Source organism: Bacillus sp. FSL R5-0422, from assembly GCF_038610765.1.
In the GTDB taxonomy this organism is placed as follows: Bacteria; Bacillota; Bacilli; order Bacillales; family Bacillaceae; genus Bacillus; species Bacillus pumilus_O.
The window spans coordinates 1,473,426-1,487,210 of record NZ_CP152014.1 but is presented as its reverse complement, the minus strand read 5'-3'; the positions used below and the strand labels follow the sequence as shown (position 1 = coordinate 1,487,210).

General features: G+C 43.0%; 14 protein-coding genes. All 14 read right to left on the bottom strand.

Features of this window, described 5'->3' with window-relative positions; all coding sequences use genetic code 11:
- Positions 1-65 precede the first annotated feature (65 nt).
- The 14 genes from MKX52_RS07470 to remA all read right to left on the bottom strand — a co-directional run bounded on the left by MKX52_RS07470 (position 66) and on the right by remA (position 13,770).
- Positions 66-710: a thiamine diphosphokinase gene (locus tag MKX52_RS07470; RefSeq protein WP_012009922.1), complete on the bottom strand. Its 645-nt coding sequence runs from the start codon at positions 708-710 to the stop codon at positions 66-68.
- A 60-nt stretch (positions 711-770) separates the two neighbouring features.
- Positions 771-1,421, bottom strand: a complete 651-nt coding sequence (gene rpe / locus MKX52_RS07465) for a ribulose-phosphate 3-epimerase (protein WP_342491738.1) — start codon at positions 1,419-1,421, stop codon at positions 771-773.
- A 3-nt stretch (positions 1,422-1,424) separates the two neighbouring features.
- Positions 1,425-2,321, bottom strand: coding sequence for a ribosome small subunit-dependent GTPase A (gene rsgA / locus MKX52_RS07460; protein WP_217014223.1), 897 nt, complete (start codon positions 2,319-2,321; stop codon positions 1,425-1,427).
- A 12-nt stretch (positions 2,322-2,333) separates the two neighbouring features.
- On the bottom strand, positions 2,334-4,289 hold the full coding sequence (gene pknB, locus MKX52_RS07455) for a Stk1 family PASTA domain-containing Ser/Thr kinase (RefSeq protein WP_088001485.1): 1,956 nt from the start codon (positions 4,287-4,289) through the stop codon (positions 2,334-2,336).
- Positions 4,283-5,053 carry a Stp1/IreP family PP2C-type Ser/Thr phosphatase gene (locus MKX52_RS07450; protein WP_012009918.1) on the bottom strand — a complete coding sequence of 257 codons (771 nt, stop codon included), beginning with the start codon at positions 5,051-5,053 and terminating at the stop codon, positions 4,283-4,285. Before MKX52_RS07450 ends, pknB begins: the two co-directional genes overlap by 7 nt.
- A gap of 3 nt (positions 5,054-5,056) precedes the next feature.
- Positions 5,057-6,139: a 23S rRNA (adenine(2503)-C(2))-methyltransferase RlmN gene (rlmN, locus tag MKX52_RS07445; protein WP_012009917.1), complete on the bottom strand. Its 1,083-nt coding sequence runs from the start codon at positions 6,137-6,139 to the stop codon at positions 5,057-5,059.
- A 3-nt stretch (positions 6,140-6,142) separates the two neighbouring features.
- Entirely contained in the window at positions 6,143-7,486 is a 1,344-nt protein-coding gene (gene rsmB / locus MKX52_RS07440; RefSeq protein WP_144469876.1) for a 16S rRNA (cytosine(967)-C(5))-methyltransferase RsmB, read from the bottom strand.
- On the bottom strand, positions 7,473-8,426 hold the full coding sequence (gene fmt / locus MKX52_RS07435) for a methionyl-tRNA formyltransferase (protein ID WP_217014225.1): 954 nt from the start codon (positions 8,424-8,426) through the stop codon (positions 7,473-7,475). The genes rsmB and fmt overlap by 14 nt, the downstream gene beginning before the upstream one ends.
- Positions 8,427-8,431: 5 nt before the next feature.
- Positions 8,432-8,914, bottom strand: coding sequence for a peptide deformylase (gene def / locus MKX52_RS07430; protein ID WP_012009914.1), 483 nt, complete (start codon positions 8,912-8,914; stop codon positions 8,432-8,434).
- A 15-nt stretch (positions 8,915-8,929) separates the two neighbouring features.
- On the bottom strand, positions 8,930-11,338 hold the full coding sequence (gene priA / locus MKX52_RS07425; protein WP_342491737.1) for a primosomal protein N': 2,409 nt from the start codon (positions 11,336-11,338) through the stop codon (positions 8,930-8,932).
- Entirely contained in the window at positions 11,335-12,552 is a 1,218-nt protein-coding gene (gene coaBC, locus MKX52_RS07420) for a bifunctional phosphopantothenoylcysteine decarboxylase/phosphopantothenate--cysteine ligase CoaBC (protein ID WP_342491736.1), read from the bottom strand. The genes priA and coaBC overlap by 4 nt, the downstream gene beginning before the upstream one ends.
- A 117-nt stretch (positions 12,553-12,669) precedes the next feature.
- Positions 12,670-12,873 (bottom strand): DNA-directed RNA polymerase subunit omega, encoded by a 204-nt coding sequence (gene rpoZ / locus MKX52_RS07415; protein ID WP_003211647.1) that lies wholly within the window; start codon positions 12,871-12,873, stop codon positions 12,670-12,672.
- A gap of 3 nt (positions 12,874-12,876) precedes the next feature.
- Positions 12,877-13,491, bottom strand: coding sequence for a guanylate kinase (gene gmk, locus MKX52_RS07410; RefSeq protein ID WP_003212381.1), 615 nt, complete (start codon positions 13,489-13,491; stop codon positions 12,877-12,879).
- A 9-nt stretch (positions 13,492-13,500) separates the two neighbouring features.
- Complete coding sequence (gene remA / locus MKX52_RS07405; protein WP_008344898.1) at positions 13,501-13,770, bottom strand: extracellular matrix/biofilm regulator RemA; 270 nt, start codon at positions 13,768-13,770, stop codon at positions 13,501-13,503.
- Positions 13,771-13,785 lie beyond the last annotated feature (15 nt).

The following is a 13,785-nucleotide window of genomic DNA, read 5'->3' as shown; positions in this document are numbered from 1 at the left end:
CCCCTCCTAAAAGTACCGCTTGCAGCACAATTGAGCTTAATCAGCCATCCACGTTGATAGGTTGGTCAATCTTTGCTTCTTACCATTATTAATATGCCTTCATGAAAAGAAAAAGTACCATTTGAGTGGATGAGTTCGTTACTAATACATAGTGTGGAACCAGGCTCAATATGACAATTTTTCAGAGGATATTTGAAACCTTTTAATGTCAGCTTTTCAACAGGTGTCCCAAAGGGTAGAAACGATACATACTTTTTATCTTGATCTTCTTTTATTTCGTATGTACCAGGTTCAAACATTTGAATGATATTTTGTTTGTCTACAAGGGTGATATTCTGCTTGTGCTGAATCCCTTTATATAGAAGATGGATATTTCCTAGAAAATGATCCGCCCTTCCTCCTGTAATACCGTAAATGTCAATATGTGCTGGGTGCTGACTCAGTGCCCAGTTCAGCGCAAGCTCTAAATCGGTTTCATCCTTTTCAGCTTGAAAGACATTCAGGGCAGGCAATTTTTCTTTTAGCTCCCGAAGCTCTTCTTCTGTCACACTGTCAAAATCACCAAAGGCTTTGGCAGGGGTAATCCCGTGTTCTAGTAAGAAGAGAGTTCCACGGTCTACGCCAATCCAGAGTACATCCTCTTGTGATGCTTCACGTTCAAGTGGCGGGATGTATTCAAAAGGACCGCCGGCTACGATATGTATGTGCATGATATACGCTCCTCTCCATGTAAAAAGAACCAAAGATCACAATGACTTTGGTTCCTTCCTTTATGCTTCTCGAATTGCTTGGATCGCTGCTGCGCGGTTGTCTTTACCGTATACCGCAGAGCCCGCGACGAGTAAATTAGCGCCAGCTTCCTTGCAGCTCTTTGCAGTCTCGACATTGACACCGCCGTCTATTTCTATCAGTAAATCGGTTAAGCCCTTTTGTTCACTTAGTTCTTTTACTTCTTTTACCTTCTTCAGAACAGATGGGATAAATGCCTGTCCACCAAAACCAGGGTTCACAGTCATGAATAACACTAGGTCCACATCATCTATTACATGCTCAATGTGAGACACAGGTGTGTGAGGATTCAAGACGACCCCTGCTTTTACACCTTGTTCTTTTATATGTTGTATTGTTCGATGTAAGTGCGGACAAGCTTCCACATGAACAGAAATAATATCAGCGCCAGCTTTTGCGAATGCAGGAATATACCGATCTGGCTGCTCAATCATGAGGTGAACATCAAGCGGAAGACGCGTATGCGGTCTGATCGCTTCGACGACATTTGGTCCGAATGTCATATTCGCAACAAAATGACCGTCCATGACATCAATATGAATGTAATCTGCACCGCCTTGTTCCACATCACGGATATCTTTCTCCAAATTGGCAAAATCTGCTGATAAAATGGAAGGGGCAATATAAACCATGATTTAGTACCTCGGCTTTCTGTCTTTGATTTCAGTTAAAAACTCTAAATAATGCTGATATCGATACTCTTTGATTTGATCTTGCTCAACCGCATCTTTTATCGCACAGCCAGGCTCTTTCACGTGCAGACAGCCTCTAAATTTACAATCTGCACTTCGGTCTCTAATATCTAAAAAGTATAGACCTAGATCTTCTGCTTCGATGCCAGTAAATTCGAGCGAGCTAAAGCCCGGAGTATCTGCAATGAGCCCGTTTGCTGTTTGAATGAGCTCGACATGTCTTGTCGTATGCTTTCCTCGTCCGAGATGGGATGAGATATCATCTGTTTTCAGCGCCAATTCAGGACTCATCGCATTTAAAAGGGACGACTTGCCTACACCAGACTGACCGGCAAATACCGTGATTTTATTGTGAAAGTGCGGAGTCAGCTTCTCAATGCCGTCTCCTTCAATCGTAGAAGTTAAATGTACATCATAGCCAATTTGCCGATAGTCGTCTGCATATGCCATGATCGTTTCACGCTCTTCGTCTGTTTTCAATAAGTCCATTTTAGTAATGCAGATAATTGGCTCAATATGATTGGCTTCAACAAGCACTAAAAATCTGTCTAAGAGCGATGTGCTAAAGGTTGGTTCTGCCGCTGAGAAAACAAGTACCGCTTGATCAACGTTACTGATAGGTGGACGAACAAGTTCGTTTGTCCGCTCTTTTACTTCTAATAAGTAGCCTTCTTTATCGTTGTCTGCTTGATACACGACGTAATCGCCAACAAGAGGTGTAATTTTGTTTTTTCGAAAGATGCCTCTCGCTCTGCACTGAACCACTTTTCCACTTTCTTGTGACTCGTCTAGCACATAGTAGAATCCGCTTAATGCTTTAATAATTTTGCCCTCAGGCATAAAGTCCCTCCTTTATTCATCATCAGGGTATTCGATCGTTTTCGAGCTGACGACTTTATCATCAACCGTCACTTGATAATATCCTTTTTGACCTGGTTCAATCTTAAATTTAATGGTCCGTTCAGTCGGCGCAGTGATTTTAAAGCTTTCGTACGAATCAGAGATGCTATGCTCGGCATCATCAATGGAAATTTGGACATTCATCTCCTGTCCTTCCGCTTCTGGTTCATAAGGGATCGAAATCTTTTCAGTCACCGTTTTGGCTGGTTTTTCCTTCGGTCCAAGAGAGAATGTAATCTTGACCGTGTCACCTGGTTTAACAGCCGTTCCTGCTCCTGGTTCCTGCTTCATGACCTCGCCTTTTGGCACATCATCAGAATATGCTTCTTTTTCATCAAGCTTTAAGCCGTTATCCTCTAAATAATTCGATGCGGCTTGTTTACTATAAGTCGTTAAATCACGCAAAGTAATATCGGCAGGACCTATGCTGACAGTCAACGTGACCTCTTCATCTGCTGCTACAAGTTCCGTATTCGCTGAAGGACTCTGTTCCATGACAATTCCAGATTCGGTGTCATTATCATTCACTTCCTCCACAACGACCTGTTTAAACCCTTTTTTCTCTAATATTTCTTTTGCTTTATCGACCTTTTCACCTGTCACATCAGGTAATTCGGTCTTTTCCTTGCCAGTACTTTCGTAAAGCTGAATCTCTGTTCCTTCTTTGACCTTTGTACCGATTTTCGGATCTGTTTTGACAACAAGACCTTTTTCAATTTTCTCATCAGCGATCTCTATTGACTCCGATGCGACAGTAAACCCAGCTTTCTTTAAGGCATCTTCTGCTTTTTCAACCGTCATGCCAGATACGTCTGTGACTTCCACATCTTTTGGAAAAAGCATCCCTGGAAACACAGTGATGGCTAAAATTGTGGCAGCAATCAACATAAATAAGATGGATGCCACAATCCATGGCCATTTTTTTCGTTTCTTTTTCGGTTTTTGTTTCTCTTTTTTCTTCGGTTTTTGAGCCGGGTGGACGGCTGTTTTTTCATTGTCTTGATCGATCTGATGATCTTGAATGATTGGGATCGCTTTCGTTGCTTCATGGTCTTCTTCAATAACAAAGCGTTTTTCTCTTAATCTGGCTGGATCGAAAGCGGTTTTTAAGTCCTTTTGCATTTCAGATGCATCTTCATATCGATAAAATGGATCTTTGGCCATCGCTTTTAAAATGATGTTTTCCACACTTTGTGGAACAGAAGGATTCCACCTTCTTACAGATGGCGGCTCTGATTGTAAATGCTTCAGTGCAACACTGACAGCCGATTCCCCTTCAAATGGCATGCGTCCTGAGATGAGTTCATAGAGCACAATCCCAAGCGAATAGATGTCTGACTTTTTTGTTGCCAGTCCTCCCCGTGCTTGTTCTGGAGACAAATAGTGGACGGAGCCTAGGACAGAATTTGTATGGGTAATGGTTGCTGAGCTGAGTGCCATGGCAATCCCAAAATCAGTGACTTTGATGTTCCCCATATTGTCTATTAATATATTGTGAGGCTTAATGTCACGGTGGACGAGCTGTTTCGCATGGGCTTCTTCCATTGCCGCAACGACTTGCTCCATGATACGAACGGCTTCTTTCGGATGAAGCGGGCCATTGGCGTGTATGTATTCTTTCAGCGTCATCCCCTCGACATATTCCATGACAATATAATAAATGTCATCTTCTTCCCCGACATCGTAGATGCTGACAATATTCGAATGATCTAAGCTTGCAGCTGACTGCGCTTCCCTTCGGAAACGTCTAATAAAATCATCATCGCTTGCAAAGTCAAACCGCAAAATTTTAATCGCTACTTCGCGATCTAAAATCATATCCTCCGCCAAATAGACGTTTGCCATCCCGCCCCCGCCTATGACGCGAAGAATCTGATAACGGCCGCTGATCCTTTTTCCGATCAACACTTGCTGTCACCCTCCTCTGGCTGGGAGGAGATTTCTAACAGTACTGCTGTAATGTTATCTTCACCGCCGTTGTCATTCGCTGTTTGTATTAACTCTGTTACTTTTTCCTCTGGTGCGGTTGTTTGCGTTAAAATATGAATCAGATTCTCTTCTTCTACTTTATTCGATAGACCATCTGAGCAAAGCAGGATTTGATCTCCTGGGTCCACCTCAAAAGTGCGTGCATCAATTTGAACACGTTTATCTGTTCCTAATGCTTTCGTGAGCACATTTTTTCTTGGATGATATTCTGCATCCGCTTTTGAAATTTCACCTGTTTTCACAAGCTCGTTCACGAGTGAATGATCATCTGTTAATTGAGTCAGCGCTCCTTCTCTTAGCAAGTAGCAGCGGCTGTCTCCAATATGCGCAATTGTGACCGTTTGCAAATGAACGAGTGCGCATACAATGGTCGTCCCCATTCCTTGGCACTCCTCATTGTTTTGCGCATGTTCATAAACTTGATCATTAATGTCACTGATTTTTGAGATTAACCAGCTTTCTTGATCGGCTGGCTTTTCTGGAATTGAAGATGTTTCTTCCCAGTATTCTTTTAAAGAAGAGACTGCCATCTTGCTGGCGACATCACCAGCAAGATGACCTCCCATGCCGTCTGCTACAACAGCGAGAAGTGAATCTTCTTTTGCTTCAAAAATACCTGCATCATCTTCATTATGCTGACGGACTTTTCCTGTATCGGTAAGAAAGGCTGCCCTTATCAACATTCGTCACCTCGTCTCTTCCTGACGCTCCTTCGCTCTTAGCTGACCGCAAGCAGCATCAATGTCATGGCCTTGCTCTCGTCTAATCGTTACGTTTACGCCGCGTTCTTTCAGCGTTTTTTCAAATAGGAAGATTTGCTCTCTAGGTGTTCTCACATAATCTCTTTCTGGTACATAGTTCACCGGAATGAGGTTCACGTGGCACTTGATTCCTTTTAATAGGTCTGCTAGTTCTTCTGCATGGTGAACCTGATCATTTACTCCGCCAAATAGGCCGTATTCAAAGCTGACACGTCTACCCGTCTTTTGAATGTAGTATTCGATGGCTTCCATTAATTTTGGCAGCTTATATGCCTTATTGATCGGCATTAAGCGGCTTCTGATCTCTGTGTTCGGTGCGTGCAATGACACAGCAAAGTTGATTTGCATTTGCTCATCAGCGAATTGGTAGATCTTTGGAATGATTCCACTTGTCGAAACCGTAATATGACGTGCACCAATATTTAAGCCGTTATCATGGTTGATGATTTTAAGGAAGGCGAGCATTTCTTCAAAGTTATCAAACGGTTCGCCAATACCCATGATGACAACAGAGCTGACTCTCTCATCTGTTTCGTCAAGTGCCTGCTGCACTTTTAGTACTTGTGCAACGATTTCTCCGGCTTCAAGGTTTCGTTTTAAACCACCAAGTGTAGATGCACAGAATGTACAGCCGATTCTACAACCAACCTGTGTTGTCACGCAGACAGAGTTTCCATATTCATGACGCATAAGCACTGTTTCAATTGTATAACCATCGTGTAGTTCAAATAAAAACTTGATCGTTCCGTCTTGAGACGTTTGTTTGATCACGGTTTTTAAAGTTGTGATCGCAAATTGAGCTTTTAATTTTTCTCTTAATTCTTTAGAGAGGTTAGACATTGCATCAAAGGATGTCACACGTTTCTCATAAAGCCACTCAAAAATTTGAGCTGCGCGGAAAGGCTTTTCGTCTTGTTCTTTTAACCATTCTTTCATTTCGTGAAGCTCAAATGAATAAATCGATGGCATATCTGTTTTCAGTTCTTTTCTTACTTTTTGTTCTGTCATTTTTTATCCCTTCTTTCTCATGCTGCAAATAAAGAAACCATCTGTTCCGAAATAATGAGGAAGAATTTGCACACTTCCGTTTTGAACAAACGGAGCAACCTGCTCAGGCAGCCGTTCATTAAGAGATAGATCGGGTTCGAAGTCTTGGTGTTCTTGTAAAAACGCATGAATCACTTGTTGATTTTCTGTTGGGTCCATTGTACATGTACTATACACAAGGGTTCCGCCAGGTTTTAAAAGTGGAGCTGTTTCTTTTAAGATTGCCTGCTGAATTATAGCAAGCCTTGCTGAGTCTTCTGGAGACTTTGTATATTTCATATCTGGTTTTCGTCTAATGACGCCAAAACCAGAACACGGTGCATCAATCAGAATCCGGTCAAAGGAAGCTTCGCTGTAATCGTCCTTTGCTTTCCTTGCATCGAGCGCTTTTGCTTCAATCTGAGTAAGGTTTAGACGTTTTGCTGCTTGTTTGATGAGTTTCACTTTATGTTCGTGCAAATCAAGTGAAACAATTTGTCCTTCGTCGTTCATACGCTCAGCGATATGTGTTGATTTTCCGCCCGGAGCCGCACAGGCATCAAGTACAGTTTCTCCCGGCTGAGGGTCTAGTGCTCTTGCAACAAGCATTGAGCTTTCATCTTGAATGGTCACATAGCCTTCTTGAAAAGAAGGCGTTGAAACGATGGACCCTTTCATTAGCTTGAGTGCATCTTCAGATAAGTCGCCAAGCTCCGTTTCGATTCCGGCATCCAGCAGTTTTTGCTTCAATGCTGCGCGGTCCGTTTTTATTCGGTTGACACGAAGGGTTTGCTTTGGCGGTACTAAGTGAATGCGGCACATGCTTTCTGTCGCTTCAAATCCGTACGACTGAACCCATTCCTGCACGAGCCATAATGGGTGGCTTGTCTCAATCGATAGCCGCTTAACTGGATCTTTGATGTCATCAAAAGCCGGAACGCCTTCTCTTTGCACGGAACGAAGAACCCCGTTCACAAGTGAAGAAATGCCCTTGTGCCCTCTCTTTTTCGTTAGCTCTACAGCTTCATGGATGGCTGCACGATCTGGAATCTTTTCAAGGTAGACCATTTGATAAAGAGACATCCGCAAAAGCTGCATGACCCACGGAGCCACCTTTTGCGGTTTTTTCACAAATGGTGCCAGCATATAATCTAATGCCAGCTTGTTTTGCAGTGTACCGTACACAAGCTCTGTTAAGAGCGGCTTGTCTTGATCTGCCAAGTCTTTGTCTTTCATGACTGACTGCAACAGTAAATTACTATAAGCTTGGTTTTGTTCGAGTTTGATTAAAGCGTCCAGCGCTACTTCTCTCACATTACTTTTCTTCATTCATTAACCCTAATTTCTGTCCAATTTCGATATTTGCGCCTCTTAGGAAGTCTTCGCCGCTCATCTTTTTCTTACCAGCTGGCTGTACACCTGTTAATAAAAGGCCCTGTTTATTCCCAGTTCCAATGACTGGACCTTCTTTTTGAAACTCAACCACTTTCCCAGCTTCTTCTTGCACTTCGAGTGGAACTTTTTTTGCTTCCCATACTTTTAGATGAGCCCCGTTCCATTCAGTATAGGCAACTGGCCATGGATTTAAGCCGCGAACTTGGTTGTAAAGCTCTTCACCGGTCTTTGTCCAGTCTAACCTTTCCTGCTCTCGCTTTATATTAGGTGCGTACGTTGCGGCATCTTCATTTTGCGGAATTGGCGAAATAGATCCGCTCAGAACATTCGGCACAGTATCTTTCAATAGGGCAGCACCTGCTACACTTAATTTGTCATGCAATGTACCGACATTGTCTAATTCATCGATTTCCACTTCTACTTTACTAATCATATCCCCTGCATCAAGTCGCTCCACCATGTACATGATCGTGACGCCTGTTTTCTTTTTACCTTGAAGGATCGCATAATGGATCGGCGCGCCCCCTCTTAGTTCTGGGAGCAGTGAGGCATGTACATTGATACAGCCAAACTGAGGTTCATCCAGCAGTCGTTTTGGTAGAATTTGTCCAAATGCCGCCGTGACAATTAAATCCGGCTTTAATGCAAGCACTTTATCAATTTCTTCATCAAGACGTACCTTTTCAGGCTGCAAGACCGGAATGCCATGCTTTAAGGCTTCCACTTTCACAGGAGGCGGCGTGAGAACTCGTTTTCTGCCTTTCGGGCGATCTGGCTGCGTGACGACCCCGACGACTTCGTATCCTTCTGTTATGAGTGTTTGCAGCACAGGTACTGAGAAATCAGGGGTTCCCATAAATACAATACGTGCCATTTTCTTCACCCTTCCATTTCCGCTAGTTCTTTTTCTGTATAAGTTTGAATAATTTTCGACGTAAATAATATGCCGTCTAAATGATCAATTTCGTGCAATAAAGCTCTTGCTAAAAATCCTTCTGCTTCTATTGTAAATGGTTTGCCTTTCTTATCAAAGGCTTTTACCTTCACATAGCTTGGTCTTTCTACTGTACCGTATAAAGATGGAAAGCTCAGGCAGCCTTCAATATCTGTTTGACTTCCTTTTACTTCAAGAACCTCGGGATTCACTAAATCAATTCTGCCAGATTCTTCACCGATATCAACAACAGCAATTCTTTGTGAAATGCCAATTTGTGGTGCTGCTAGTCCGACTCCGTCTAGCTCAAGCATTGTATCATACATATCATCAAGTAGCTTTTTAAGCTTTTTATCGAACGTATCGACAGACTCTGCCTTTTGTTCGAGTACTTCTGCCGGATGTATGACTATTGGTTTTACTGCCACTTAAAGCCCTCCGTTTTACATCATCATATATGGATTCATATCTATTGAAATCATCAATTGTTTTTGTTCCATTTCCTTTTGATAATGATCTTGTATTTTCCGTAGTAAACTTGCCAGTTCATTTTCCCTTTTGTATTTTATCACGCATTGATATCGATATCTATCTTTGATCTTAGCGATTGGTGATGCAGCCGGACCAAGGATTCTTGTATTCGGTGCACAGTTCATTTTTAGAAACTGAACAATTTGATCCGTGACATGCGCTGCCTTTGTCACTTCCTCATGTGATACAGTCACCATCGCCAAAAAGTAATACGGCGGATAAGACTGGTGGCGGCGATGCAGCATCTCCTGTTCATAAAAGGCTTCGTAGTCATGCTGCTTCGTTAATTCAATACTATAGTGAGAAGGCGTATACGATTGAATGATGACAGAGCCCGCTTTTTCATGTCGTCCTGCCCTGCCGCTGACCTGCGTGAGCAACTGAAATGTTTTTTCACTTGAACGGAAATCAGGAATATGAAGAGACGTATCCGCACTTAGAACTCCAACAAGTGTGACATCTGGGAAATCTAACCCTTTTGCAATCATCTGCGTCCCGAGCAAGATGTCCGCTTCTTTATTTCCAAAAGATGTAAGGAGTTTTTCGTGAGCACCTTTACGAGACGTTGTATCCACATCCATTCGAATGACTCTTGCCTCTGGCAGTACTTTTGTCAGCTCTTCTTCTACACGCTGCGTACCCGTACCAAAATAGCGAATATGCTCACTATGGCATTCTGGACATTCTTCTGGCACTGGTGCTTCGTGACCGCAATAATGGCATTTCAGACGTTTTTGATAGCGGTGATAGGTAAGAGAAATTTCGCAATGAGGACATTGCTCCACATATCCGCAATCACGGCACATCACAAAGGATGAATAGCCCCTTTTATTCAGAAATAAGACAGCTTGTTCTTTTCTTTCAAGCACTTCCTTTAATCTGAGCATTAATTCTTCTGAAAACATAGATCTGTTACCATTTCTCAATTCTTCTCTCATATCAATTAACGAAACGTGCGGCAGCTTCTGCTGGTTGACTCGGTGCTTAAGCGTGAGCAGTGTAAACACACCTTTTTTGGCACGCGCGTACGTTTCAAGTGAAGGGGTTGCACTGCCTAAAACGACTGGACATTGATGCCTTTTGGCTCGTTCAATGGCGACGTCCTTGGCATGATAACGGGGCATTTCCTCTTGTTTATAAGAAGATTCATGCTCTTCATCTATGATAATCATGCCTAGATTTTCAAATGGTGCGAAAACTGCCGATCTCGCGCCCACAACAAGCTTGACTTCTTTGCGGTGGATTTTCCGCCATTCATCATATTTTTCCCCTGTCGATAAGCCGCTATGAAGGACAGCCACATTTGAACCAAATCGTTCTTTAAACCGTTGAACCATTTGAGGGGTTAACGAGATTTCTGGAACAAGAACGATCGCTTCTTTTCCTTTTTGAAGAGCATGATCAATCGTCTGCAAGTATATTTCCGTTTTACCGCTTCCTGTTACCCCGTGCAGCAGAAAGGTCTCGTGCCGGTCATCACTGACTGCTTGATGAATATGTTTTGCCGCTTCTGCTTGTTCAGGCATGAGGTCAAGTGAGGCAGAAGGTGTAAACGCCCGGTCCCGATAAGGATCGCGGTAGACCTCTTCATAGCTTTCTATTAACAGTCCTTCTTGAATCAAGGTTTTAAGCGTTTGAGAACTCGCGCCTGTTTGTTGCTGCAAGTATTTCGCTAAAAAGGTCGTCTCACTCGCTTGAAGCAAGAAGGAGAGCAGTGCCTTTTGTTTGACCGCATTTTTCTTCAGCTGCTGCTGCTTTTCTTCAAGCTTATCTTTCGAAGCTGCTAGTTGGAGCATGCGCACTTTTTTCTTTCCAGATTTTTGCGAGACGTGATACCTTACCTCTAGATGCCCTTTTTGGACATGCTTTTGAATCTGTTTTAGTTGTTCAGCTGGAATGTCAGCGTAAAGAATGCTATCTCGCTGACCGAAAAGCTCTTTCAATGACTGCGGAAGTTCTTCATCTGACAGCACTTGAATTTCTTTTTCATACTTCGCCTTCATGGCTGCAGGCAACATCGATTGAAGTGCCGTAATGTGATAGGACAATGTTTTTTCCGTCAGCCAGTGGGAAAGCTCCAATAGCTCATCTGTCAGAACAGGTGATAAATCAAATAAATCGACAATGTCCTTTATGCTTCCTGTTTTTACGTCTGTTTCTTCTTTGACTTTTGTCACAAACCCTTGAATCTTCCTCGGGCCAAAGGGAACGACCACCCTCATTCCCGTTTTGACGAGATCTTTGAATCGATCTGGTACACGGTAATCGAATGGCCGATCAATGGCTTTGGTCGTGACATCTACGATGACTTCAGCAATCATGCTCGATCACGCTCTTTTGGCAACAGCTGTTTTGCCTCCTTTAAGATTTCAAAAGCGAGGTCTTTTTTGCTCATCATCGGCAGTTCTTTTGTTGTACCATCTGCTTTGATGATGGCTGCTACATTTGTGTCTGTCGCAAATCCTGCACCTTCTTTTGTGACGTTGTTGGCCACAATCATATCTAAATGCTTAGATTCGATTTTCTTTTTCGCATAATATTCTACATCCTGCGTTTCAGCTGCAAAACCGACAAGCACTTGATGCTCTTTTCTTTTCCCCAGCTCTTTTAAAATATCTTTAGTCCGAGTGAATTCTATCTCTAAGGCGCCGTCCTGTTTTTTCATTTTATGTGGATATGAGGTCACGGGGGTATAGTCGGCGACGGCTGCTGATTTAATGACAAGGTCCGCTTCCTCATACTCAGCTAATGCGGCTTGATACATGTCCTCTGCCGATTCAACGTGCACCACATGGACATGATCAGGTTCAGTTAAAGAAACAGGTCCTGAAATGAGCGTGACATCTGCCCCCATCTGCTGCGCAGCCTCTGCAATCGCATAGCCCATTTTTCCTGACGATCGATTTGTAAAGAAACGCACAGGATCGATGACTTCTCTAGTAGGACCTGCTGTCACCACGACTTTTTTACCTGAGAGCGGTAAGCTTTTTGGCTCTTCAAAAAATGCACGGATGTGCTCTACGATTTTTTCAGGCTCCTCTAATCGCCCTTTTCCAATGTAGCCACACGCTAAATATCCTTCACTCGGTTCAATAAAACGGTAGCCGTCCTCATATAATGTGCGAATGTTCCGCTTCACAGCTGGGTGATCATACATATGCACATTCATCGCTGGTGCAATCCATACAGGAGCGGTTGAAGCAAGTAAGGTCGTCGTGAGCATATCATCTGCAAGCCCTGCCGCCATTTTACCAATCGTATGTGCTGTTGCAGGGGCAACTAGAATGAGATCGGCCCAGTCAGCTACATCAATATGCGCTATGACTTTTGGATTGTTTTCTTTAAATGTATCCACATACACCTCGTGTCGAGACAGAGCTTGGAAGGTAAGCGGAGACACAAACTCACGAGCAGACTCCGTCATAATGACTCTTACATTTGTGCCCGCCTGTACGAGTTTACTAGTAAGTGCAGCTGCTTTATATACGGCGATTCCTCCGCTGACGCCGAGCAAAATATTTTTTGACTGTAACATTAGTTTGTCCCCCTTAACGGCCTTTTTCACAAATTCGTCTACAATTCAAAAAAGTCAAAACCAATCATAGTTTTGACTTTTTTGAACGTATCGTATCTGCATAGCAGAAGCGATGTGTTATTCTTGATCCTCTTTTTCAAATGTCAAAAGACCGGCATCGATTTCTTCAAGTGCTTTGCCTACAAATTTGTAAGACTTCGTATTTTCGATTTGCTGATCTTGGTGGATCTGCATTTCACGTGCACGGCGTGCAGATACTGTTACAAGTGTATATTTTGAATCAAGTTTGTTCATCAATGAGTCAATTGAAGGATCTAACATGGTTTATTCTACCCCCAGCATTTTTTTATATCTTGGTGCGACTCTGTCTCTGCGCAAGTGTTCTGCAAGGACGATCGCTTTGATTCTTTCACAAGCAAGCTCGACATCATCGTTTTCGACGACATAGTCGTAAGCATCCATCATTTCAATCTCTTCTTTAGCAGCAGCCATTCGATTTCGAATGAGCTCCTCAGACTCTGTACCACGCGTAATGATGCGGTTCTGAAGTTCTGAAAGACTAGGCGGTGCAAGGAAAATAAAAAGACCTTCTGGAAATGCTTCTCTTACTTGAAGTGCACCTTGCACTTCGATTTCAAGGAAAACATCTTTTCCTTCGCTTAATGTCTGTTCTACATAGTCAACAGGCGTGCCGTAGTAATTCCCGACATACTCTGCCCATTCTAACAGTTTTTTGTTTTCAATCATATGTTCAAATTCTTCCCTGGATTTAAAGAAATAATCGACACCATTTCTTTCACCTTCACGCGGTTTACGTGTTGTCACAGAAATAGAGTATTCAAATTTCGTATCTTCCTGGGAGAAAATGGCCTGTCTGACCGTTCCTTTTCCAACTCCCGAAGGTCCAGAGAGAACGATTAAAAGTCCTCTTTCTTTCATAATGGCGTATTACCCCTGCCCTTCATCTATGATTTCTTCTTTTACAGAAAGTCTTTGCGCGACAGTCTCAGGCTGAACGGCAGATAAGATGACATGGTCACTGTCCATAATGACAACAGCACGGGTTCTTCTTCCGTATGTAGCATCTATGAGCATGCCTCGATCTCTTGCGTCTTGTATCATTCGTTTAATCGGTGCTGATTCCGGACTGACGATCGAAATCATCCGATTCGCTGAAATGATGTTTCCAAATCCGATATTGATCAACTTTATGGTCATCTTCTAACGTCCCCC